Here is a 24,090-nt window from a genome sequence, read left to right as displayed (position 1 = left end):
CTAGTCTTCAACCATCAATTTAAACCTAGGCACCTCAACCCCATCCAGAACAACGTTCTCGACAAACATACCATAGGGTCTAACCCAATAGCCATATTCTCCATACAGGGCTTGATAGGAGACCAGCCACTCTTCTGTTTCACTGTGTTGCACACAGCCCATAACCTTGTATAACGAACCTTTGTAATGCTTATAAATTCCTGACTTTATTTTCATCAATCAACCTCATTGAAAACAAAAAGGGCCAGGTAAAAACCCAGCCCTTTTTAGGATTAACTCATAATCTTATTCAAAGATTATAGGCGCTCCCATACGGTAGCAATACCTTGACCCATACCGATACACATAGTCGATACGCCAAGCTTCGCATCTTTTTGCTCTAATACGTTGATTAGAGTCGTAGAGATACGCGCACCAGAACAACCCAATGGGTGACCTAGAGCGATTGCACCACCGTGAATATTTACACGCTCGTCAGCAATGTCTTTAAGACCTAGGTCTTTAACACATGGAAGAGACTGAGCAGCAAATGCTTCATTTAGTTCCCAGTATTCGATGTCGCTTGCTTCTAGACCAGCACGCTTAAGTGCTTTCTTAGTCGCAGGAACAGGACCGTAACCCATGATCGCAGCATCACAACCAGCAACTGCCATTGCGCGGATTTTAGCACGAGGAGTTAGACCTAACTCTTTTGCTTTTTTACCGCTCATTAGCAACATTGCAGAACCACCATCGGTGATCTGTGAAGAAGTACCCGCTGTTACCGTACCGCCTTTTGGATCGAACGCAGGGCGTAGCTTACCAAGGCTTTCTACTGTTGTTTCTGGACGAATTGTTTCGTCTTCAGTAACCAGAATTTGCTTACCATCAGCATCGTGGCCGTACATTGGAACGATTTCATTTTTGAAATCACCTTCCAACGTTGCTTTGTGCGCTAGACGATGTGAACGCGCAGCGAACTCGTCTTGTTGCTGACGAGTAATACCATGCATTTTGCCTAGCATTTCAGCCGTTAGACCCATCATGTTAGATGCTTTGGCAGCATACTTAGAAGAAGCTGGGTTGTGGTCGAAACCGTGCTGCATGTTTACGTGACCCATGTGCTCAACACCACCAACAACGAATACATCACCGTTACCAGTTTGAATGGCTTGAGCAGCGGTATGAATCGCTGTCATTGCAGAACCACATAGACGGTTAACAGTCTGTGCAGCCGCTTCTTTAGGAACGTCAGTCATCAAAGAAATTTGACGAGCAACGTTGAAACCCTGTTCCAAAGTTTGGTTAACACAACCCCAGATTACATCTTCAACGTCTTTTGGGTTTGCATTTGGGTTACGCTCAAATAAAGCGTTAATTAGGTTTGCAGAAATATCTTCTGCACGGACGTTACGGAACACGCCGCCTTTTGAGCGACCCATCGGTGAACGTACCGCATCAATTACAACTACATCGTTATCTGCGTAGCTCATTTGTATTCTCCTATCGTTACGATCGCCAATTAGCCGTGATACTTTTCGCCTTTGGCCGCCATGTCACGCATCTTGTCAGTTACGTGGTATAGAGGACCTAGGTCTTTGTACTTGTCAGCAAGCTCAACGAACTTGTCTAGACCGATTGTGTCGATGTAACGAAGTGCACCACCACGGAATGGAGGGAAACCGATACCGAAGATTAGACCCATATCTGCTTCTGCAGCTGTGTCTACGATACCTTCTTCTAAACAACGTACAGTTTCGATACACATTGGAATCATGCAGCGTGCAATGATGTCATCGGCATCGAAATCTTTTTGATCAGCACATACTGGCTTCAATAGCTCAAGTACAGACTCGTCAAAGACTTTCTTAGGCTTGCCTTTCTTGTCTTCTTCGTACTTATAGAAACCTTTCTTGTTTTTCTGACCGTAGTATTCATTCTCGTACAATACTTCCATTGCAGATTTGAAGTCAGCCTTCATACGCTCTGGGAAGCCTTCCGCCATAACATCATTAGCGTGCTTACCAGTATCGATACCAACTACGTCCATCAAGTATGCAGGACCCATTGGGAAGCCGAATTTTTCCATTACCTTATCAACCTGACGGAAGTCAGCACCGTCACGCATTAGCGCAGCGAAACCACCAAAGTAAGGGAATAAAACACGGTTAACTAGGAACCCTGGGCAGTCGTTAACAACGATTGGGGTTTTACCCATCTGCTTAGCGTAAGCAACTGTTGTAGCAACCGCTTCTTCAGATGTTTTTGAACCTCGGATAACTTCTACAAGAGGCATCATGTGCACTGGGTTGAAGAAGTGCATACCTAGGAAGTTTTCAGGACGTTTCAAATCTTCAGCAAGTAGATCGATAGAAATAGTTGAAGTGTTAGAAGCAACAACAGCGTCTTCACGAACAACATCTTCTACTTCAGCTAGAACGATTTTCTTAACTTTTGGATTTTCAACAACTGCTTCAACAACCACATCTACATCACCGAACTCGGCATAAGATAGTGTTGGACGAATGCGGTTTAGGGCTTCACCCATTTGAGCAGGTTTCATTTTCTTTCTCTCAACACGCTTGGCTAAGAGCTTATTGGCTTCGTTCAGACCAAGCTCAATACCCGCCTCAGCGATGTCTTTCATCAAGATTGGCGTACCTTTAAGCGCTGATTGGAAAGCAATACCACCACCCATAATACCAGCGCCAAGCACTGCAGCCTTTTTAGTTGGCTTAGCAATCTTATCGAATTCTTTTGCTTTCTTCTTAAGCAATTGATCATTGTTAAACAAACCAATCAATGCCTGAGATTCAGTGGTCTTTGCTAGTTTAGCAAAGCCTTTCGCTTCAACTTCTAACGCTTTGTCGCGACCAAAGTTTGCAGCCTTCTGCATTGTTTTGATTGCTTCAATTGGAGCTGGGTATTGACCCTTTGTTTGACCTGCAACGAAACCTTTAGCCGTTTCGAATACCATCATTTGCTCCATTGGGTTTAGCTTAAGCTTAGAAGTTTTCTCTTCACGCTTAGCTTCCCAGTTCAATTCACCAGCAATGGCTTCTTTAAGCATTGCGATGGCTTGTTCTTGAAGAGCTTCTGCTTTAACTACAGCGTCAACAGCACCGAACTTAAGTGCTTTATCAGCGCGGTTCTCTGCACCCATGCAGATCCATTCGATTGCATTGTCCGCACCAATCACGCGAGGTAGACGAACTGTACCACCGAAACCAGGGTAGATACCTAGCTTAACTTCTGGCAGACCCACTTTGGCCTTCTCAGACATAATGCGGTAGTCAGTCGACAAACACATCTCAAAACCACCACCAAGAGCAATACCGTTAATCGCAGTAATGCTTGGGAAAGGTAGGTCTTCAACTGCGTTGAAGATTTTGTTGGCTTCTAAAATCCACTCGATGATTACTTCTTCGTCTTGCTTGAAGTTGTCACCGAATTCAGTGATATCAGCACCAACGATAAAGCAGTCTTTACCAGACGTTACTAATAAACCTTTAACGTCGCTGTTGCCTTTAAGAGCTTCTACGGAAGCTTTTAGGTCTTCCAATGTTTCACGATTAAACTTGTTTACGGACTCACCTTGCAAATCGAAGTTCAATTCGGCGATACCGTCTTCGAGTAGCTTAACCGTGATGGCTTTACCTTCGTAAATCATCAACACATCTCCACGCTATGTTTAGCTGAGTTAACGCAAAACAGACCAAATACAGAGTACTTGGCCTGCTCTACTGTTTTCTGACGGGCATTTGGTTAAAAAACACCCAATTAACCTAATTCATACGCCCGTTTGAATTTGGTGTTCGAACCTTCGTAAATCTCACCTAAAAAGTCAACCATTTAATGGCGTTTTTCATCAAAAGATTGGCTTTTTGCTGGATAAATAACCAGGGCAACACCCGTCATGGGCAAAAATGATCTTTTACACTGTAGACTACACAGGACAATTTGCAGCAAATGGTACGTTCTTGCCTACATCCGCTCTAAATGCGGCATACATCATAAGAATCAAGGATAGATATGAAAATAAATGATAAAAGGTCCACAAAAACCCTTTAATTCCTTTACAAAATTGAACAAACTATGGCGTTGACGCTGACGTAAAAGCTGCAGGATAAAAATAATGATAAAAAAAATACACGGCCTTAGCCTAATCGTACTCTCTCTATGCCTTGCCATAACAGTAAAGGCGGACGCCAACACCGGCGATCTTCTTAAGCGAATATATGACATGCGCATTGTTAGTTACGCCATTCTGAGTGACTACTACATGTTTAGTGGCCTAGAAGGTGATTCTCGATACAACCGTGAAATCGAATCTGGCATTAAACAGTTTGATTCTCATTTGGACGAAATCACCGCAAGTTCAGCGCCTACTTCAAAACTCGATGGCGTAGCCAAGGTTGTCAAAAGCTGGCAAGAGTACAAAAAATTATTAGAAGTGAACCGTGCAGACTTTTTAACTCAAGGATATGCCAACGCTCGCTTGGTTGATGAATTAAGTAAAAATGCTGTAACGCTCAACGAAGAGCTACAGAACCTTTATGACAATTTAAAGCAGAGCTCTGACTTCCCTATTTCATCTCAAACTGAATTAACCCGTCAGATGGGTATCATTATTCAAACCCTAACAGCAGAATACGCAGCACGTAGCACATCTAGCTTGGGTCAAGTAATGGTAATCAAGATCAACGAAGGCGGCATGGAAAAACAAGCTGCACAATTCGATAAACTTTTGGCTCAATTAAAAACAAACACCGACAAAGACAAATCCATCTATCGCTCTCTAGATCAAGTAGAGGTGAAATGGGAGTTCATCAATAAGTCTATTTTCAACTACAACGAAAACGCTGTACCTTTCGTTATCAGTACTTATGGTGATCGCATTGCTCAAAACCTCGTAAGCATTGGCGATCACTACAATCGATCTATGCAGGCTAAGAAATAGCCTGCAGTTTTTCTAACGTCTGCTTCAAATGGTCAGGATCATATGTCTGACCATTCTCCCACCAGATAACCCGTGAGTAATCTGGAGTTCGCTCAATCGCAACGGAACTCTCGGGCAATCGACCAATAACTCTACTCACTGCATCCAAATCAACACTAGGTTTCTCTTTGTACCAACTCCAACCCTCCGGAAGCCCCTCTTGCATCCACCCTTGCTGCTTAACCACTGCAAACTTGCATGTATCTTTTTTACTTGGTTTAGGGTTATAAAGAATATAACTAGCGCCGTTAACATCATCACGAATACCACTCTCCTTTGGCTCTGCTGGTAAGCCCTGCAAGCTCACCTTCATCCCAGCCATCAATGCCTGGTGGCGCCACTGCCCCTGCTTCTTTTCTTTCACACTAGGCCTGAGCCATTGCACACTGCCGAATATCACAAGCATACCCAGAACAATAATGATCCATACACCCATTATGCATCACCTTCCTTCATCGCTTCCAACTCCAACCAGCGCTCTTCTTTTTCCATTAACTCCCCTTGCTTTACCTCTAACAGGTGCAGGCGCTCAGTAACAAAATCCGTATCGCGCTGATAAAAATCAATGGCCGTTGTTTCTTGAGTTAACTCAGCAACTTCTCGCTCAAGATTTTCGATAATTTGTGGCAACTCATCTAGCTCAAGCTGAAGTTTATAACTCAACTTCACCTTGGCTTTTTCTTTGGTTTTCTGCGGCTCAGGATTAGTCGATTTAGTTTGTTTTTGTTGGCGATCCGTAATGGGTTTGGCGCTAGCGTCCTTTAAGCGAAAGCCACGCTCGTACCAGTCTTGATAACCACCAATATGTTCACTTACGCGTCCGTCGCCGTCGAATACGTACAAGTAAGAAACAACATTATCAAGAAATGATCGATCGTGACTCACCACCAACACAGTTCCCTCATACTCCATCAAGCGACTTTCCAACAATTCTAGTGTTTCCACGTCTAAGTCATTAGTCGGCTCGTCCAAAACCAAAAGATTTGAAGGTTTACTGAACAACTTAGCCAACATCACTCTGCTTGCCTCACCACCTGACAATGCCTTCACTGGTGTTCGCGCTCTAGCGGGCGTAAATAAAAAGTCAGAGAGATAGCTAAAAATGTGTTTTTTCTGATCGCCAATTTCAATGAACTCTCTACCTTGAGCAAGGTTATCGATAATGTTTTTTTCAGGATCCAATTCAGCACGCAATTGATCAAAGTAAGCAATTTCTAATTTAGTACCTTGCTTTACGGTTCCTGCCTGAGGCTTCAACTGCTTAAGCATCAGTTTCAGCAGCGTACTTTTACCACACCCGTTAATCCCGAGAAGACCAATGCGATCACCTCGCTGCACGATAGAAGAAAAATCTTTCACAAGATTTTTTTCTTCCACGCTATAACAAAGGTTTTCAATTTCAAACACGACCTTGCCTGACTTTTCTGCGGAATCGAGAGCAAAATCACTAACACCTTGACGATCAACGCGAGCCTTTCGCTCGTTACGCATAGCCTTTAAAGCTCTCACACGTCCTTCATTGCGAGTTCGACGCGCCTTAATGCCTTGACGAATCCACTTTTCTTCTTCAGCAAGACGTTTATCAAATAGCGCATTCTCTTTTTCTTCATCTTCAAGGCGTTTTTCACGCCAAGCTTGAAGTCCCTCATAGTCACTACCATCGAAGCGATAGACCTTACCCCTATCTAGATCCAACACCTGATTTGCTACTTTTTCCATAAACGCGCGATCATGGGTAATAAACAACACAGCCCCATTAAAATCCGCCAGCTGCTCTTCGAGCCATTCAATCGCGGGTATATCCAAGTGGTTCGTTGGCTCGTCTAGCAGCAGCAAATCCGGCTCACTCAATAGCGCGCGCCCTAGCATTACTCGACGACGCCATCCACCTGAGAGCTCTGCCATCAGCTTATCCTTTGGCAGTTTAAGCTTATCCATAATGGCCTCGGCTTTCTGCTGAAGAAGCCAGCCGTCCTGAGATTCGATCTTTGTTTGTAAACGGGCCATTTTTTGCATATCCGCATCGGTATTAGCACTTAGACTGATGGCATCAAATTCGGCCAAAAGCGCAGCAAGCTCAGCTTGGCCACTAAGCACCACATCTTCTACCCTGCGCTCATCCGCAGCCGGTAAGGTTTGCGGCAGCTCTGCCACAACACACCCATCTTGCACGCGAACGATACCCCCATCAGGCTGCCTGCGCCCTAGCAATAAACTCATAAGAGTCGACTTACCAGCGCCATTTCGACCAACCAAACACAGACGTTCCCGCTCGTTAATTGTCAGATCTAAATGATCTAAAAGAACCTGCTCACCATAATGCAGGGAAACTTGCTCTAGAATTGCAACAGGCATAAATACTCGTGTACCGATGAAAAAACGCCATTGTAAGCCTTGTAGCTTGGGATTTCAGGGTTTTTATACGGCTTGTCATGGTCGCCCATCATCAGAAACAGGCATTAGTTCAAAAAACTCTATCAAAATATATTTATTTAAAAGACTCTGCTGATCAAAATCGGCTATGCTGAATTCAGGATTAGGGGGAAGCCTATGGGGACACGTTTACTTTACGTGATGAGTTTGAGTCTGACTTTTTTAGTCATGCCTTGGTATGCCATCGCCAACACAACAGGCCTACATCAAGATTTTCTTGACGCTGAAAAGCTACTCAAAAGCCGAAACTACACTGGCTTCAAGCAAAAGCTCAGTTCTTTAGATCACCCGCTAACTCCTTATCTAGAGTCAGACTATATATACCGACATTTCTACACACGACCCGATGACAAAATTCAAGCGTTCCTTAGAACCCACAGCAATACACCAGCCGCAGATCAATTAAAACGAAAATGGCTTTTTTACCTTGCCAGAAAAAATGACTGGAAACGCTTTAACCAGTATTACACTCCATCTAACAGCCTTACTTTACGCTGCCATCATGCGCATTCTTTAAACAAGACCAATCGACACTTTGAAGCAATCACCGAAGGCCAAAGACTATGGCTATTGGGAGATCCCTTACCTAAAGCCTGCGACAAGGTATTTCAACACTGGCAACGCAAAGGACTACTCAGCCAAGATTTAATTTGGCAGCGTTTCTTGAAATCGGTTGATAAGCGTCATTATCGTTTAGCACGCTATTTACAAAAAATGCTTTCTAGCGAATACCAAAAACACGCCAAGCTAGTTCGCTCACTTTGGCGTAAACCATGGAATATTCTATCTAACGAAGCAGCAATAGAATTGCCCAATGACGCCCGCTACTTACTAGCAAAACGCAGCATACTGCGCCAGAAAAATGAGATTGACCCAAGCCATCCAATATTGAACTTTTTCAGCCAAACGCAGCTGGAGCGCATTCAAAAAGAAACCATTACCACCATGGCTAGCAAAGGCGAAGAGGATGCTTTTTTCTGGTACCAATTAGCCAGCAAACACAAATTAATAGACACAAAAATGGAGCACGCCTTTTTACACGGAGCAGTACAAAACAGTAATTGGTTTGTTTACACTCATCTATTCAAGCTCGCCAGCCCAAACATTCAACGTGACAGTCAATGGCAATACTGGCAAGGCCGCGCTCTACAAATGATGGGCGCGAATACAAACCAAGTACAATACTATCTGGCGGAGGCGGCTAAGAACCGCGACTACTATGGTTTTATGGCTAGCCAGCAGCTAGGCCAAAAAGCAAACATGAATCATCGATCTATCGATATAGCCCCTTCGAAAATTCAAACTGTTAGGCTAGATCACAGCATTAAGCGAGCACTAGCCTTCTTCGAGCTAAATAGAATTCCACAAGCGCGCAGAGAATGGCGCTATGCAATGGAGCAACACGATGAGTCAGGACAACTGGCTATGGCACTTGTTGCCGGTCGGCATGGCTGGGCTGATCGAGCAATCATGACGCTAGCGAAAGTCAAAAACTGGGATGATTTGCAGCTTCGCTTTCCTCTTGCGCACTTAGAGGCCTTTAGCTCAGCAGCTCAAAAGCACCACATCAGCCAAAATTGGATATATGGCATTGCCAGACAAGAAAGTGCATTTATGCATGATGCCAAGAGCTCTGCTGGCGCCACAGGCTTGATGCAGTTAATGCCGGCCACAGCAAAAGGCATTAGCCGCAAAATTAGGGTGCGCTACAACTATGGAAGCCTCATCAAACCAGACTACAACATTCATCTTGGCAGTGGGTATTTAAAACAATTAGCTAAACGCTTTAACAATAACAAGGTGCTTGCTACCGCTTCTTACAACGCTGGTCCTACGAACGTAAAACGCTGGCTCAAGCGCAATCAGGGCCCCATCGACCAATGGATCGAAAACATTCCATTTAGCGAAACACGAGAATATGTAAAACGCGTATTAACGTATTCAGTCATATACAGCTATCGATTGGGTCAACAACAACCGATATTAGATTATGACACACTCGCTTCATGGCAAAGTAAAAACACTCAATTACAAATCAGCCTCCTAAAATCTAAGCAGAATAAGCAGGGTTAGCTATGCTTATGTGGTAGCTTCAAGAAGGACGTTACCATGGCATCACAGGGCAAGCAGTACCACATAACCCAGCATGGCTCTACAACCCACAATCCAGATTTTAACTGGTGCCAAATACAAGAGACGATAACAATGCTTGCGCTTGCTGTAGCGCAAGTAGAGACGTCAATGAAGGACGGAGAACAAAGCGTAAGCACCCTGAGTGATGCCTTCTCACGAATGACTGGTTATATCGAAAATATCGACAAAGCCACTGCTAGCATCACAACCGACAATCTTGAAACCTACAAAGAAACAGTTAGAAAAGCGACCCAAGAACTCAGCAAACACGCAGAAAAAAGTGTTACTGCCTTCCAGTTTTATGATCGCATCAGCCAACGACTTGCTCATGTTTGCGATAGCCTAGATAAACTTGGGGCACTTATTAGTGATCCCAAGCATATTGAAGAGCCGACTCACTGGCAGGCACTGCAAGAACACATTAAAAACTCTTACACCATGGAGGCAGAACGCCTGATGTTTGAGCATATTCTTCGCGGCGAATCTATTGAAGAAGCGTTACAAATCTATCGTCATCATTTCGATAAAAAAGAAACAGGAGATGATACAGACGACGAGATTGAATTATTTTAAGACTTCCACCTCGTCCCCCACAGTTATCTGTCCAACCCCTCGATGTATAACATTCTGACCAAAGATAATTCCTTCTGGTGTTTTTCGATATTGCTTCAGCAATTTGGTAATTCTTGACTGTTTTTCTAAAGTTTGAAGTTCAATACTCGGAATAACACAACGCGTACAAGGCTTGACCACCTCGAATTCAATACCATTGATTAACAGTACACGCCAATTATCCTCTGCAAAAGGTTCATCCAAACCGCCAATAACCAGGTTAGGCCGAAATCGCTGCATATCAACCACTGCACCCAGATTTTGATTAACAAACTGAAGAGATGACATCGTGGTAAGCAAGATAGGAAAACCATCTGCAAAACGAATCGTTTTCTGGTCGGAGGAGAATTCAGGATCAATAAAGCGAGAAGCACTCTTCGATTGCACCACTAGACGCACAGACTTACCCAGAATTTCTGAAAACCAAGCATTAATCTCAGAAGAAAACACTTGAGCCTCGACTACATCCTTCCAAACTTGGGCGGTGACACCATCAGCTTGAGTATCATCTATACGAACTGCGCAATGCCGATCCTGAAACCAACAATGCAATTGATTATCGAGAACATCGACATGAATCTGGGCCATAATCGAATGTTTACGCTGAGTAACAAACTTACCGTCATCGTCTACCAACATAAACATTCGATCATACTCAGGCCCTTGCTGGGCAATATTGAGTCGATGATGAGTCAGGCCCGCGCAGGACTTTATCGGATAGGTGTGTAAAGCATGAACATGCATGAGAATGCGCCTACAACAAAACGTGTTGTGAGCATTCTACTGAAGTTGACCTAGAAGGCACAGGCTTACAAAAAAGTTTTAGCTAACCAAACAACTGCTTAGCACGCACCTCGACAGCCTTCGCCAAACCGTCAGGCTGAAACTTAGATAAGAACGCACTACAGCCCACTTTTTTAACCATCGCCTCATTAAAATTACCACTGAGCGACGTATGCAACACAACATATAACTCCTTCAATCGCGGATCTGATCGAACTTCAGTGGTCAACTTATAGCCATCCATATTGGGCATTTCTGCATCTGTAATAAGCATTAGTAGCTGGCTATTAATGGGCTCATCCTCAGAAGCCATTCGCTTAAGCAAGTTTAATCCCTCGCGCCCATCAGTCGCTTCAATAACAGTGAGACCCAAGCTACCCAAGGTTTCACGTATCTGACTACGCGCCACAGCTGAATCATCAACAGCCAAAACTTTTAAACCCGATTCAGCTGCTCGCTGCATAACATCAAGGTCAACCGCACCCTCTGATACATCGGTAACATAAGGAACAATTTCTGCGAGCACCTTCTCAACATCAATGATTTCAACAATCTTATCATCAACTTTCGTAATGGCGGTCAAATAGTGACTTCGCCCAGCACCTTTCGGTGGTGGTTGAATCTCCTCCCAATTCATATTGACGATACGTTCTACCCCAGCAACCATGAAGGCCTGAACAGTGCCATTATATTCCGTGACAATAATAGTGGTATCGTCGTTGATCTCGGTCTTGCCCATACCGATAGCCGCACTCAGGTCAACCACTGGAACAGTGCGCCCACGCAAGTGTGCTACCCCCTTCACCACCGGATTGGCATCTGGAATATGAGTCAAGGCAACCATGCGCAAAACCTCTTGGATTTTAAATACATTGATTGCAAACCACTGACTACGCCCCTTGAAATAGAACAACAATAATTCAAGACGGTTTTGACCCACCAATTTGGTGCGCGAATCAACGTTTGTGAGTATGCCTGACATACCTATCCCTCTATACGGACAACCCTTCTTCCTAAAAGTGTAGACCAAGCTACAGGATTACCCATATTTCTACTAAGCTTTAGTTTAGGTACTTCTTATCTATTCACGGATCACGATCAATGGCGGAAAACGTCTTATTGGCACGACAACCAATTTACAACCAAGCTTTGGAAGTCAGCGCCTATGAGTTGCTATTTCGTCAACCAAAAGCTTTGGATCATGCCGAATTTGAATGTGGCGACAAAGCCACCAGTCATGTACTTCTTAATGCGTTTGGTGAAGCCGGATTGGATACTATCTGCGGAGATCATCCAGCCTACATCAATTTCACGCGCAACCTGATTATGGACTTACCACCATTTGACCCGAAACATTACGTCATTGAAATTCTCGAAGACATCGAGGTAGACAACAAGCTCATTGATGCACTCAAGCACGCCAAATCCATGGGTGCCAAACTTGCACTAGATGACTTTATACTCAACAACAATAGCGCCCCCTTGCTACATCTAGTCGATATCGTCAAGATTGATGTATTAGCGCTTTCACAAAAACAAATTCAGAGATTCGCTGAGATCTTCGTCCCCAGAGGACTGGTTTTACTGGCAGAAAAAGTAGAAACCTATGAGATGTATCAATTCTGCAGGAATTTGGGCTTTCAGCTATTTCAAGGCTACTTTTTAAGTCGCCCCCAGTTAGTAGAAGGTAAAACACTTTCTGATAACAAACTCGTCGTCATGCGCATGCTCGCTGAATTACAAGACCCAGAAATTGACGTTACACAACTGACTAAGACCATAAGCCAAGACCCACAAATGAGTTATAAATTACTGAGACTGGTTAACTCAGCCGCTTTTGCGAGTGTGGCCGCCTGCACCTCTATACAGCAAGCCATTACTCGAATCGGCATGACTCACATGAAACGATGGGCCTCACTGGTTGCTCTCGGGACACTCGACGACAAGCCTCACGCCCTCATTCAAAGCTGTCTTGAGCGTGCTGTGTTTTGCGAGAAAATAGGTCAACGCATTGGACAATTTTCTCCTTCTGATTTTTATACCATAGGTTTGTTTTCACTACTGGACGCATTTCTAGACCGCCCTATCTTAGAAGTCCTAAAAAGCCTACGTATCCCCCAAGAAATGGAAAAAGCTATCCTCAATAAAAACGGACCACTGGGGCTGGCATTGAATACTTGCATTCGCATTCAAGAAGGGAGATTGAATGACATTAACAGCTTGGAGCTGGAACAATATGGGCTAAATGTAGATGAGCTATCCGAGATTTATAAAGTAGCACTTATTGAGGCAGACAGTCAGTCCAAAGAACTTGAATAACGTCACCATCCATTCTCAAACCTCTTGGCTTTTTTTCACACCCACGATACGATTCAGCAAAGCCATTAGGAAGTACACCATGTCTACGGATCAAATCATTGCAATTTCAATCATCGCAGTTGCGCTCGTCTATGCCATCATTATCTATAATGGCCTAGTCAACCTTAAGCATGCTGTTGCAAAAGCGTGGTCGAACATCGACGTACTACTAAAGCAGCGCAACGAGGAGCTCCCTAAACTAGTTGCCACATGCCAGCAGTACATGAAGTATGAGCAAGAGACGCTTCGCCAAGTAATTGAAGCTCGATCTCAAGTTACTAGTGCGCAACAACACGGAAGCGCTAAAGAGCTTGGTCGCGCCGAGACACAACTCCGCAGTGGGCTTGGACAATTATTTGCGTTAGCTGAAAACTACCCAGAATTACAAAGCAACCAGAGCTTCCAGCAATTACAACAACGCATTTCAGCACTAGAAAACAGCATTGCCGATCGTCGTGAGTTTTACAACGAAGCTGTCAACAATAACAATGTACGTATAGAGCAGTTTCCTGATGTATTAGTCGCTCGATTCTTTAAATTCAAAGGCGCAGATCTCCTTGAATTTGAAGAGCATGAAAAGAAAGATGTAAATATAAAAGACTTATTTAGTCAGTAAGGTTGCTCATGATTCTTGGTCAACCCTGGCAAATCATTGCGATCATTGTTGTGATCGCTTTAGGCAGCCTCTATTTCTTTGCACATTTTTTCAAGCTGGGCCGCCTCATCAAAGACACACCAACGTCAAAGATACGCTCAGCCGCCCAAGGCTTTGTCGAATTAGAAGGCATTGCTTCGCAGGATCACACACCTATCCCCTCTCCTCTTTCACAGCGCCCATGCATCTGGTTTGACTATCGCATTGAGAAGCGGGTGCAATCTGACAAGTCGACCTCTTGGCGCACTATCTCATCAAGTCGCCACCCAGGACCATTGATTTTGGATGACACCACAGGACAATGCTTAATACGGCTTAAGGATGCAAAAGTATACGGCGGTATCCGCACGAGCTGGATGGGCAACTCCCCCTTCCCAACTTCACTGAGCGTAGACCGTCAAGATAGCTTTTTACAGTTCGGAAACTATCGCTACACAGAAACCATTATCGCTCCGGGCAGCCCTCTTTATGCACTAGGCAGCTTCACCACTAAGCGCCCAATTGAAGGCCACTCTCGTGAGGGCGCAATGGGTAGCATAATTCGTCGCTGGAAAGAAAATTACGACGATCTTTTAACCCGATTTGATCGAAACAAAGACGGTAAATTAGATGACAAAGAATGGGAGCTAGTGAGACTTGCAGCGAAACTTGAAGCAGAAAACATGGAGCAAGACTTAATCAACATGGAAGATATAAATTACATGGATAAAGCAAGCGGACAGCCCCTTATTGTTTCTACAGAAGACCAAAGAGACACTGGTCGCAAGTTCATGTGGTATGCCCTATTTTTTCTACTCGTATTTGCGGGCACCATTGGCTATTTCGTATACATCATGAAGCCTTTCTTCTAGATAAAAGCCAAGAATCGAAAGGCATTCAAGGTCACACACTGGCCGAAAGCATCATTGTTTAAACCCCTTCATATGCTCAAATAGAACTATAATAATAAGCATCATGAGGGCTCCCCATGAACTACATACTAATGGCCATACCCGGATTTCTAATCCTTATTCTGCTGGAACTAGGTTGGGCTCGATACAAGCAACTGGACGTATATCGGCTTAACGACTCTACCAACTCCCTTGCATTAGGAATGATCAGCCGGATCACTCGCATATTGTATGCCGCGATTCCATTTTCTTTTTACATATACGCACATGAACACTTCGCGCTGTACCACTGGGAAAACACTCTGTGGACATGGGTTTTCGCTTTCATAGTTTACGACCTTGGCTATTACTGGAATCATCGACTTGGCCATACTATGAATATTGGATGGGCAAGCCACGTCATCCATCACTCTAGCGAAGAGTACAATCTCACGACGGCTTTAAGACAAACCAGCATACCCAATATTGTTGGCTGGGTTTTTTATATGCCTCTGGCTTTCTTAGGAATCGATCCCGTGATTTTCGCCAGTGTCGCAGCGCTCAACTTGCTCTATCAATTCTGGGTACATACCCAAACCATTAAACGCATGCCAAATTGGTATGAGGCCATTTTTGTTACGCCGAGCAATCATAGAGTGCACCACGCTAAAAATAAGATATATGTGGATCGTAATTACGGCGGCGTTTTTATAGTATGGGATCGTATATTTAATACATTTCAACCAGAGCTAAATAACGAACCAGTTGTATTCGGCATAAGCACACAATTAAAAAGTTGGAACCCTATCTGGGGAAACCTACATTTTATTACCCAACTAATGAAAGACGCATGGAATACTAATAATTATAGCGATAAGTTTACTTTATGGTTCCGACGCACTGGCTACCGACCACACGATGTAGAACAACGATTCCCAATTACAAAAAGCAACGAGCAAATTGAAAAATATGATTCCAATCTTTCAAAAACTGAGCAATGGTATGTATTTACGCAGTTAGCAATTAACTTTTTATGGGTATTTGGATTTTTAAACCTGGCCGCAAATCTACCCATACAAACACATTTTATTTTTGGTGGCGTCCTATTGTTTAGCTTGTATAGCCTTGGCTTAGTTCAGGAACGCAAACCATGGCGTCTTTATTGTGAGATTATAAAATTTTCTCTAGTGGCTATTGCAATGACAACACAATTACAGATACCTACTTGGGTTGAATTCATCAACCTTACAGCGGGAATTGCAAGTTGTTTTACACTCTATACGACCATGCGCCTATCAGCACACTCAACATCGCAAGCAGAGACCAACTAATATTAAAACAAAAAAAGGCGGCCGATCGGCCGCCTCCTATCAGTATTCAGTTCAATCAGCCATTAGAACTGCACTGAACCACTGATTGATACGAAGTCTCTGTCTTCCGAAATATTGTAATCTCCGCCCATATACTGTGTGAAAGCAACACCCACACTGTAATACCTTGCAAAGCTGGCATCGACACTCAAGCCTAGCGATTGATTACCTTCAACAAATGCACCACCGGGTTGAGGCGCCACACCTTCCACATCGTGAGACCATGCCAAAGTCGGTTTAACAGTTGCCCCCCACACGTTTCGATAATTACCCGCGAAACGTAAACGATAACCCCAAGATCCCTCAGTAACATACCCTTCTTCGCCATTAAAAATACCTGGACGACCGAACTTAATCGCTTCATCACTTTCGTCAAGGTCATGCACAAAGGTATAACCCGCTTCAGCAATAAGGGTATAGCGGCTAGCACCTAAAATACGATCGAAGAATTGCACCATGGTAAATTGTGCCTGACTCACATCAAACAAACGGTAACCTTTAAAATCAGCACCATCGGCTGTTTGAGCTACATCTTGATTCAGTGCCAACGAATCAGAATAACCCGTTAAACCAGCAGTAAGCAGCATATTCGCATTGATCTGTAGTGGCACATTTTGTTTATGACTGATCTCACCAGAAACCGCTACTGCTCCAACATTGGTAGCAAAACTCAAGCCGGTTAATTGGATGTCTTCTGGATAAGAAACGTAGTAAAAAGTACTCGGGCTATTATTCGCGATTGCTGCATTAGCACCACCTGCGTCCACAGCATTCTGCCATCCAGTCGCTTTAATTCCACTAATCAACGGTAAGCGGCTATGAATATTCATATGGTACAAACCAAACTCAGTATCGCCGAGGGCTTCGCTATAGTAACGCAAAGCTAAACCATACTGACCATCGTCTTCAGCTTCACGCTTACCATCACTGTATCGATTAATAAATAATCCAGCACCATAGACTTGTGCATCTGACAAAGACGCAGTCTGTTCATTGGTTAGCAATACAACATCACACCCTTCAGGTGCATAATCGTTAAATGCAAAGTAAGTTCCACAACCTGGGATAACGGTCTCTTGAAACTCTAACTGGTAAAATGCTTCCAAAGATAACGTGGGCGTCAAACCAATATTGGTATAAGCCATATTAACTGGTAACAAACCTTCTTTGATTTCAGCACCTGGACGACGAAACGCGTTAACGTCAACAGGGTTGATTGAATTCACACCACCTAAAATAAATGTACTTTCACCCCAACTTACAACTTGTCGACCAATGCGCACATCAATAGGCGTATAACCAACCTCATACATACCGTAAACGTATGCATCCATAAGCGCAGCGCCGGAAAACTGAGATAACTCGTTAAAGCCCTCGTCATTCAATTTTTCATCGCTAGCAAAGTTATTTGCTGAATGACCTTGAGATACTTTTCCTTCTTCCAAGGCAAAGTCATACCAATACTTTCCACGCACAAATATGCCGTGATAATCGCCACGCAAATGCAAATCATGAGTTCCCTTAAAGACCTGAGAGAACGCATCATCTTTGTCGAAGTTTGCATTACCATCATTATTATTGCCAGAAACAAGCAATGCTTGACTAGGATCTTCGACACGCCAGCTTGATCCTATGGATAGTTGACTATTAAAACTTCCTTCGATTCCTGCAACGTTAAATTCGACAGCTTGCAATCCAGTACTTAGTGTTAAACCGCTCATCATGCTTACTAATGAAAAAGCCAGTTTGGATCGATCTATGTTCGCCAAAATTTTTCTCCTCGCTCAAGCACCAATTGCATTGGCGCACTTTGTCTGGCGCGCGAGGATACATGATCTTTCAGAAATATCGAAAAGTATTGGGCTAAAATGTGAAACCCAAACAGCTTTGTCTAAATAATAAACACCTCTGCTTGGCTTTCGTACAAAGAAGTGAACGACTAGGCTATTGCGGATAACCTGTTATGCGTTTTATTTGCTTGTATAAGGGCTGCAAGCGCTTATACATTTTAAGATAAACACTTTTATAAAGTTCATTATATAAACGACTCGTGTTCAAATCTGGATAAAAAATGTCGCCCACTGAAGTCATTTTATCGATAGCAACATCATAGTTTTCGTAAAAACCCAACCCGACAGCAACATTGATTGCAGCACCCAATCCAGACGTTTCATAAGTACTTGGTCGCTCCGCAGGCAAATTAAAAATATCTGCTGTCAATTGCATCGCCGCATCACTTTGACTACCACCACCGCTAACCCTTAACTTAGTAATACGCGTTCCGCTACGTTTCTCGATACGCTCTTTACCCTCACGCAAGCCATAAGCCAACCCTTCAAGGATTGAACGGTACAGGTGTGCTCTTGTATGAACGTCTCCAAAACCGATAACAGAGCCCTTTGCTTCCGGACCAGGAATGCGAGTACCAGGCGACCAATACGGTTGCAACATTAACCCCATAGAACCAGCAGGCACTGAATCCACCAGCTCATCGAACAACATCTCCGGCGGCACACCTCGCTCTTCGGCAATTTGACGCTCGCGCAATCCAAACTGATTTTTAAACCAACTGACCATCCAAAAACCACGATAAATCATAACTTCCGTATTATATGACTCAGGAATGGCTGCAGGGTAAGGTGGAATAAATTTGACTGGCTCAATGTAACGCTTAGTGGTGGTATTGATGGTTGCCGTTGTGCCGTAGCTTAAACAAGCAATATGCGAATCATTTCCACCACTACCTATGACTTCGCATGCTTTATCAGACGCACAAGCGACGACGGGGACACCCGCTTTCAATCCCAAATGTTCAGCTGCGTGAGGCTCCAACTCTCCAACAACCTCACCCGGCTTCACTAGCTCCGGTAACATTTCTTTTCGGACATTGGCCACCTGCCACTTCCAATCATGACGACCTGCCCACGCATGCTTTTTATAGTCGAATGGCAAGTACCCTACTGTACTTCCGACGGAGTCTTTGTATTGTCCCGTCAAACGATAATTCAGATAGCCACTTAGCAACAAAAACTTATGCGTATTGCGCCAAACATCCGGCTGATTTTGCTCTATCCAAGCGGCTTGCGCTTTGCGCTGAAAGCCCTCAACAACATTGCGCAAACCTAACACTTTAAATAAAACGCCCCAAATGCCTTTAATGGGCTTTTCAATTTCTGCGTGACGCTGATCTAACCAAATAATTGCTGGCCGCAATGGTTTTCCATATTCGTCCACATTGACCACTGTTCCACGCTGGGTCGTAACACCTAAGCCAACAACTGTGTCTGCCGAATAGTCAGTACTACTCCAAAGTGCCTTACAGGCTTCTCCTGCACTTTTCCAATAATAATCTGGGTCTTGCTCAGCCCAGCCAGGGTGCTTTGAAAAATAAGGCTCTATTTCTACTTTACCCTTGGCCAGCAGATCGCCATTTAAACTGAATAACAAAGCACGTACGCTCTGAGTGCCATTATCAATGGTCAGGATGGTTTGTTTATGCATGATTTATAATTATTTTTCAGGTGTAACAGAATAATAGGCGTGCCAAATATCTTGATATCGTTGCCACTCTTGCTGCCATTGCTCTTCATTCCAAGGTAACTCAGACTGACAAATCATTTTAATTTGATCTTTAAAATCGCCACCGCCATTAGCAAGCAACAATCCAATTCGCGTACGTCTCAATAGAAGATCATCTAAATGCACTACAGATTCGTATCGACAGCTATATCGCAGTTGCGCCCATAAACTTTGGGTTCCAGGGATAACCGCCAATTCGCCGGGCTTTGCGCAGTCAAAAAAGCGATCTATGTGACATCCGTAAAACCCAACGAGACGTTTTTTCCAAAACCCATCAAGTTGTTCTAATTCTTCAGGCTCTTGCTCGAGATTAGTAAAAATTCGGGCACCTGTATCCTTGTATTGGATATCCGGCACATATTTTTTGAGCATCTTTAATACATCCAGAGCGATCAACCTAAAGGTGGTTAACTTGCCTCCACTAACACTAACCAACCCATTATCGTCCCAGATACTATGATCACGTTTTTCAGATGATGGATTCAGACTCTTGCCACTGGAAACAATGGGCCTAACCCCCGCCCAAGTTGCAATTACGTCTTCTTTTTCTAGCCTTGAACCCGGAAATAAGGCGTTCGCAGCTTTCAGTAAATAGTGTATTTCGAACTCATGAATATGAGGCTCTTTTAAATCCGCTTCAGGATGATCTAAGTCTGTGGTTCCTATCACAGTGGTCCCTTCCCAGGGATATATAAACATACTGCGATCATCTTCGGGGTGCTTGAGTGTTATGGCCTGAGCAACAGGAAATCGCCAATGAGGAATAACTAAATGACTTCCTCTCTGCGGACGTATTTTCTTTTTCGCTCCTTGATTTCGTCTTAGCTGATCAGCCCAGGCTCCGGTTGCACTGACAACCGCTTTAGCAAAAAACGAATAAGTTTTACCAGAGCACTCATCAACACATTGCACACCTTTAACCAATTCGTCTTGCTTAATTACATCAATCACGCGTGTGTAATTCAAACATACTGCGCCATCTGCTTTTGCCTCATCCATCACTCGCATTACCAAACGGGTATCATCAGTGACCGCATCTGCAAACTGAGTTGAGCCAATAAGCGCATCGCGACGGATATGAGGTAACACATAGCTGGTTTCTTCTGGCGATAAAAACTTACGATATTTTTTTCCAGCAAACATATCGTAAAGCGCCAATAGCGCATTAAAAATGAAAGGACCAGGGAATTGTTTTTTATAGTGCGGCCAACTGTAGGCCATCAAGTCTACCAAACCAGGCGCTTCATTCATTAGGCGCTCGCGTTCTTTCACGCTATGACTAGTGAGACGTAAGTTTCCAGAGGCCAAATACCGCAGCCCTCCGTGCACCATTTTTGATGACCGACTAGATGTTCCCCAAGCAAAATCCTTTTGCTCGAGCACAAGAACCCTCAATCCCTGCCTAGCAGCCTCTCTAGCAACCCCCATCCCGGTAATGCCTCCACCGATCACAACCAGATCCCATTGCTCGCTCAATTGCTCAATAGTTTGCTGGGGGGATTCAGAAATGGGTTGGTCTGACATAGCTGCCTGCAATTTCATTACGATTCCTTTTCTAGCATAGTACCTGGATTAAGTAGCTGCTTATCATCAAAATGCTCCACCATGCCTTTTATCACTGCCATGCCTATATCACCCTTTTCAGCTTTTAAGAATGGTGCATGATCTTTACCCACGCCATGCTGATGACTGATGGTCGCGTGGCCATTTGCAACAGATTCGCTAGCTGCTTGCTTAATGGCTTTCCAATAGGCCATAGTTTGTTGGTAGGTCTCACCATTTGGAAACACATAGGTGGTGTAAATACTGCAACCTTGAGCGTACATATGAGACAGGTGCGTATAAACATGCGGTGTAAAACCAAATTGCTCGCCAGCCATCTTTACAGCCGCTTCCATCGATTCCATTTGCGACGTTACTCGATGCCAATCAGTAGCCGTTTCGAATGTATCAACACAGTAGCCAGCCAACCATAAATTTTCTCTAAGATAAGGGAACTTAAATCGATTTTCGGCCCACTTCTTCCCCATCATCGCAGGCCCTTTTACCCCTCCAAACCGAGAGAAAACCGACATAGCTTGTTTCAGAGATAACGCATTTTGCTTTTTATTGCCTGTAACACCAAAGGTAATCAAGCATTTACCATCTTTGTTACCGCGAAATGATAAATAGCGTTCTAACCATTTAATTAATGATTCATGACCCGCCAAACGAAGCTGTGTTTCTGTTTCTAATGCATTACTAACACGCAGCATAGATAGTGGGATTTTATTCTGAACAATTTCTTTTACAGATTGCTTTGCGCTTTCAAAGTTTGGAACAAAAACAGCAAAAAAGCGCTCCTCCTTAGCAAGTGGTGTGACGCGCACTTGGACCTCACTGATCACACCCATACGACCTTCACTACCCAGCATCATCTCGCGTAAATCTGGACCTGCGGATGATGCCGGAATAGTAGGGATTTGCCATCGTCCTTTTGGTGTAACCATGATGCCGCCTGCAAACATTTGCTCTATACGCCCATAACGCAGCGATTGCTGTCCACTTGAACGTGATGCGACCCAGCCACCAATAGTGGATAATTCCCAGGACTGAGGAAAATGCCCCAGTGTATAACCATGAGCACGCAGTTGAGATTCCACCTCTGGACCAGGAGTACCAGCACCAAACGTAGCTATCTGACTATCCTCGTTCAAATCAAGCAAGCGACTCATGCGCCCCATATCAATGGTTAAAACTGGCTGAACGGACTGCAATGGATTGATATGCCCAGCTACACTGGTTCCCCCGCCATAAGGAATCACTTGATAATCATTCTTCCATGCATAATCGAGAAGAGTCTCTACTTGTTCTGTAGTCTCAGGAAAAGCAACGCCATCTGGAAATACGCCAAAGTCTCCGCTACGCATCGCCAACCAATCTGGCAAGCTTTGTCCTCGCGCATGACGCACTCGATCTGCATTATCTTTACTGACCAAAGGATGATCTTGAAGTCGACTCTCTGGAACCTGTTCACACACAGACGCAAAATCGGCATCCGGCAAGACAGGACCTGGTGTGAGCTTAGACTGTAAAAACTCCATACCAGATTCGGGTGTTGTCATGGAGAATGAATCATCCCCCCATCCGTTCCAACGACGCATATAGATCCCCTTCAATACTAATAGACGAAATTATTTTCTGTGATTATCATAGCCGTCAGTGTAACTTTGGCTCATTTGGATACACTGACCAAAAATGCCAATGCCAGATCAAATAAAGTCATAATAAACATAAGAGAGCTTTAATACACTATGGAGCATTTAGGCTTTGCTTCCTCAGGGGCGGTTTTACAATATTTAAAAACAGCAGCCGACTATGGGTTGGATGCTCGTGCACTGATTGCCCAAGTCGGTATCAACTCTGACCTTCTTGACAACAAACTAAAGCGCATTAGTGGCGAATCTTTTCAGGAATTGTTGGCGCTTTTAATTGAGAAAACTCAAGACCCATGTTTCGGTCTGAAGAGTTCTCGTTATGTCCAGCCGGGCTCATACAGCGTTCTAGGTTATATGTTAATGAACTGCAATGGGCTACAAGAAGCCTTAGAGAAAACCCCAACTTATGAGCGTTTAGTTGGCGATATGGGAACAAGCCAAATTAACCGTTTAGCGGACGACAATACAGAGATGCGCTGGATTTGTAATTACCCCAATCCAAAGGTTCGTCCACATATGATTGCGAACGTGCTAGGTTCGTGGGTTAATTTTGCTCGTTTTTTAGTTGACAAGCCAAATGGCAAGCCAAAGGCAGTGTATTTCGAATTTCCGCAGCCAGACGCCACAAGCCTGCGCCAGTTTCAATCCATGTTTAATTGCCCAATTTACTTTAACCAATCCAGCAGTGCCTTAATCATTGATGATCACTTACTATCGCTTCCAATGCGACAGCCCGATCAGCAATTACTCAAAACATTAGAGAATCATGCTGACATTTTAATGGCCGACATTAATGATAAGCAGCCGCTACCAATGCAAACAAAAAACGTAATTAGAGGCCTACTTCTTGAGGGGATTCCACGCAAAGAGATGGTGTCAAAGAGATTAGGATTGACCGAACGAACTTTACAAAGAAAACTTCAAGCATTTGAATGTAGCTATCAACAATTATTAGATGAGGTGAGAGAAGAACAAGCTAAAGAGCTACTTATTGAGAGTGAACTGTCTATACAAGATATTGCAGCTAGGCTTGGCTTTAGTGAACCTCGCTCTTTTCATCGAAGCTTCAAAAATTGGACAGGGATGACACCAGGGGAGTTCAGGCAGGCAAAATAAGTAAAAC

Annotated in this window: 19 protein-coding genes; 8 read left to right on the top strand and 11 right to left on the bottom strand. The window is 43.9% G+C overall.

Annotated features, from left to right (window positions below):
• From HF888_RS07665 to fadB, 3 genes are all read right to left on the bottom strand, one after another.
• Nucleotides 1–216, bottom strand: coding sequence for a DUF1653 domain-containing protein (locus HF888_RS07665; RefSeq protein ID WP_007017741.1), 216 nt, complete (start codon nucleotides 214–216; stop codon nucleotides 1–3).
• Between the two features lie 80 nt (nucleotides 217–296).
• Nucleotides 297–1,472, bottom strand: coding sequence for an acetyl-CoA C-acyltransferase FadA (gene fadA, locus HF888_RS07660; protein WP_007017740.1), 1,176 nt, complete (start codon nucleotides 1,470–1,472; stop codon nucleotides 297–299).
• A gap of 29 nt (nucleotides 1,473–1,501) precedes the next feature.
• Nucleotides 1,502–3,649 (bottom strand): fatty acid oxidation complex subunit alpha FadB, encoded by a 2,148-nt coding sequence (gene fadB / locus HF888_RS07655; protein WP_007017739.1) that lies wholly within the window; start codon nucleotides 3,647–3,649, stop codon nucleotides 1,502–1,504.
• A 465-nt stretch (nucleotides 3,650–4,114) separates the two neighbouring features.
• On the opposite strand from fadB, the gene HF888_RS07650 reads away from it, so the two are divergent.
• Nucleotides 4,115–4,939 (top strand): hypothetical protein, encoded by an 825-nt coding sequence (locus HF888_RS07650; protein WP_133308459.1) that lies wholly within the window; start codon nucleotides 4,115–4,117, stop codon nucleotides 4,937–4,939.
• Here HF888_RS07650 and HF888_RS07645 read toward each other — a convergent pair.
• Nucleotides 4,929–5,414, bottom strand: coding sequence for a hypothetical protein (locus HF888_RS07645; RefSeq protein WP_007017737.1), 486 nt, complete (start codon nucleotides 5,412–5,414; stop codon nucleotides 4,929–4,931). The two genes, HF888_RS07650 and HF888_RS07645, sit on opposite strands and share 11 nt — an antisense overlap.
• Nucleotides 5,414–7,333, bottom strand: coding sequence for an ATP-binding cassette domain-containing protein (locus HF888_RS07640; protein ID WP_007017736.1), 1,920 nt, complete (start codon nucleotides 7,331–7,333; stop codon nucleotides 5,414–5,416). Before HF888_RS07640 ends, HF888_RS07645 begins: the two co-directional genes overlap by 1 nt.
• A gap of 195 nt (nucleotides 7,334–7,528) precedes the next feature.
• Here HF888_RS07640 and HF888_RS07635 point away from each other — a divergent pair, with 195 nt between their 5' ends.
• Together HF888_RS07635 and HF888_RS07630 are read left to right on the top strand one after the other, a co-directional pair.
• Nucleotides 7,529–9,484, top strand: coding sequence for a transglycosylase SLT domain-containing protein (locus tag HF888_RS07635; RefSeq protein WP_007017735.1), 1,956 nt, complete (start codon nucleotides 7,529–7,531; stop codon nucleotides 9,482–9,484).
• 36 nt (nucleotides 9,485–9,520) lie between these two features.
• A complete protein-coding gene (locus HF888_RS07630) occupies nucleotides 9,521–10,117 on the top strand; it encodes a hypothetical protein (protein ID WP_007017734.1) in 597 nt (198 codons plus the stop codon).
• Here HF888_RS07630 and HF888_RS07625 read toward each other — a convergent pair.
• Together HF888_RS07625 and HF888_RS07620 are read right to left on the bottom strand one after the other, a co-directional pair.
• Nucleotides 10,109–10,900 (bottom strand): MOSC domain-containing protein, encoded by a 792-nt coding sequence (locus tag HF888_RS07625; protein ID WP_007017733.1) that lies wholly within the window; start codon nucleotides 10,898–10,900, stop codon nucleotides 10,109–10,111. The two genes, HF888_RS07630 and HF888_RS07625, sit on opposite strands and share 9 nt — an antisense overlap.
• A gap of 82 nt (nucleotides 10,901–10,982) precedes the next feature.
• The gene (locus HF888_RS07620) at nucleotides 10,983–11,921 is read right to left on the bottom strand and encodes a chemotaxis protein CheV (RefSeq protein ID WP_007017732.1); all 939 of its coding nucleotides are present in this window, start codon (nucleotides 11,919–11,921) and stop codon (nucleotides 10,983–10,985) included.
• A gap of 119 nt (nucleotides 11,922–12,040) precedes the next feature.
• On the opposite strand from HF888_RS07620, the gene HF888_RS07615 reads away from it, so the two are divergent.
• From HF888_RS07615 to HF888_RS07600, 4 genes are all read left to right on the top strand, one after another.
• Nucleotides 12,041–13,258: an EAL and HDOD domain-containing protein gene (locus HF888_RS07615; RefSeq protein ID WP_007017731.1), complete on the top strand. Its 1,218-nt coding sequence runs from the start codon at nucleotides 12,041–12,043 to the stop codon at nucleotides 13,256–13,258.
• A 79-nt stretch (nucleotides 13,259–13,337) separates the two neighbouring features.
• Complete coding sequence (locus HF888_RS07610) at nucleotides 13,338–13,913, top strand: LemA family protein (RefSeq protein ID WP_007017730.1); 576 nt, start codon at nucleotides 13,338–13,340, stop codon at nucleotides 13,911–13,913.
• An 8-nt stretch (nucleotides 13,914–13,921) separates the two neighbouring features.
• Nucleotides 13,922–14,803: a GIDE domain-containing protein gene (locus tag HF888_RS07605; RefSeq protein ID WP_007017729.1), complete on the top strand. Its 882-nt coding sequence runs from the start codon at nucleotides 13,922–13,924 to the stop codon at nucleotides 14,801–14,803.
• 116 nt (nucleotides 14,804–14,919) lie between these two features.
• Complete coding sequence (locus HF888_RS07600) at nucleotides 14,920–16,152, top strand: sterol desaturase family protein (protein ID WP_007017728.1); 1,233 nt, start codon at nucleotides 14,920–14,922, stop codon at nucleotides 16,150–16,152.
• 62 nt (nucleotides 16,153–16,214) lie between these two features.
• Here the strand turns inward: HF888_RS07600 and HF888_RS07595 are convergent, their stop codons facing one another.
• The 4 genes from HF888_RS07595 to HF888_RS07580 form a co-directional block, all read right to left on the bottom strand.
• On the bottom strand, nucleotides 16,215–17,960 hold the full coding sequence (locus HF888_RS07595) for a DUF1302 domain-containing protein (RefSeq protein ID WP_040297692.1): 1,746 nt from the start codon (nucleotides 17,958–17,960) through the stop codon (nucleotides 16,215–16,217).
• A 175-nt stretch (nucleotides 17,961–18,135) separates the two neighbouring features.
• Nucleotides 18,136–19,692: an FGGY-family carbohydrate kinase gene (locus HF888_RS07590; protein ID WP_007017725.1), complete on the bottom strand. Its 1,557-nt coding sequence runs from the start codon at nucleotides 19,690–19,692 to the stop codon at nucleotides 18,136–18,138.
• 9 nt (nucleotides 19,693–19,701) lie between these two features.
• On the bottom strand, nucleotides 19,702–21,312 hold the full coding sequence (locus HF888_RS07585) for a glycerol-3-phosphate dehydrogenase/oxidase (RefSeq protein WP_007017724.1): 1,611 nt from the start codon (nucleotides 21,310–21,312) through the stop codon (nucleotides 19,702–19,704).
• The gene (locus tag HF888_RS07580) at nucleotides 21,312–22,913 is read right to left on the bottom strand and encodes an FAD-binding oxidoreductase (RefSeq protein WP_007017723.1); all 1,602 of its coding nucleotides are present in this window, start codon (nucleotides 22,911–22,913) and stop codon (nucleotides 21,312–21,314) included. The genes HF888_RS07585 and HF888_RS07580 overlap by 1 nt, the downstream gene beginning before the upstream one ends.
• 150 nt (nucleotides 22,914–23,063) lie before the next feature.
• On the opposite strand from HF888_RS07580, the gene HF888_RS07575 reads away from it, so the two are divergent.
• Nucleotides 23,064–24,083: an AraC family transcriptional regulator gene (locus tag HF888_RS07575; RefSeq protein WP_007017722.1), complete on the top strand. Its 1,020-nt coding sequence runs from the start codon at nucleotides 23,064–23,066 to the stop codon at nucleotides 24,081–24,083.
• Nucleotides 24,084–24,090: the final 7 nt, after the last annotated feature.

It is taken from the genome of Bermanella marisrubri (genome assembly GCF_012295615.1).
GTDB lineage: Bacteria > Pseudomonadota > Gammaproteobacteria > Pseudomonadales > Oceanobacteraceae > Bermanella > Bermanella marisrubri.
Note: the sequence above shows the minus strand (reverse complement) of the source record. Positions and strands in the feature narration are given on the sequence as shown.

Coding starts and splice junctions, on each gene's coding strand:
- HF888_RS07625 (WP_007017733.1), bottom strand. CDS start 10,900: ATGCATGTTCATGCTTTACACACCTATCCGATAAAGTCCTGCGCGGGC.
- fadB (WP_007017739.1), bottom strand. CDS start 3,649: ATGATTTACGAAGGTAAAGCCATCACGGTTAAGCTACTCGAAGACGGT.
- HF888_RS07575 (WP_007017722.1), top strand. CDS start 23,064: ATGGAGCATTTAGGCTTTGCTTCCTCAGGGGCGGTTTTACAATATTTA.
- fadA (WP_007017740.1), bottom strand. CDS start 1,472: ATGAGCTACGCAGATAACGATGTAGTTGTAATTGATGCGGTACGTTCA.
- HF888_RS07580 (WP_007017723.1), bottom strand. CDS start 22,913: ATGCGTCGTTGGAACGGATGGGGGGATGATTCATTCTCCATGACAACA.
- HF888_RS07630 (WP_007017734.1), top strand. CDS start 9,521: ATGGCATCACAGGGCAAGCAGTACCACATAACCCAGCATGGCTCTACA.
- HF888_RS07645 (WP_007017737.1), bottom strand. CDS start 5,414: ATGGGTGTATGGATCATTATTGTTCTGGGTATGCTTGTGATATTCGGC.
- HF888_RS07605 (WP_007017729.1), top strand. CDS start 13,922: ATGATTCTTGGTCAACCCTGGCAAATCATTGCGATCATTGTTGTGATC.
- HF888_RS07600 (WP_007017728.1), top strand. CDS start 14,920: ATGAACTACATACTAATGGCCATACCCGGATTTCTAATCCTTATTCTG.
- HF888_RS07585 (WP_007017724.1), bottom strand. CDS start 21,312: ATGAAATTGCAGGCAGCTATGTCAGACCAACCCATTTCTGAATCCCCC.
- HF888_RS07635 (WP_007017735.1), top strand. CDS start 7,529: ATGGGGACACGTTTACTTTACGTGATGAGTTTGAGTCTGACTTTTTTA.
- HF888_RS07590 (WP_007017725.1), bottom strand. CDS start 19,692: ATGCATAAACAAACCATCCTGACCATTGATAATGGCACTCAGAGCGTA.
- HF888_RS07610 (WP_007017730.1), top strand. CDS start 13,338: ATGTCTACGGATCAAATCATTGCAATTTCAATCATCGCAGTTGCGCTC.
- HF888_RS07665 (WP_007017741.1), bottom strand. CDS start 216: ATGAAAATAAAGTCAGGAATTTATAAGCATTACAAAGGTTCGTTATAC.
- HF888_RS07615 (WP_007017731.1), top strand. CDS start 12,041: ATGGCGGAAAACGTCTTATTGGCACGACAACCAATTTACAACCAAGCT.
- HF888_RS07650 (WP_133308459.1), top strand. CDS start 4,115: ATGATAAAAAAAATACACGGCCTTAGCCTAATCGTACTCTCTCTATGC.
- HF888_RS07620 (WP_007017732.1), bottom strand. CDS start 11,921: ATGTCAGGCATACTCACAAACGTTGATTCGCGCACCAAATTGGTGGGT.
- HF888_RS07640 (WP_007017736.1), bottom strand. CDS start 7,333: ATGCCTGTTGCAATTCTAGAGCAAGTTTCCCTGCATTATGGTGAGCAG.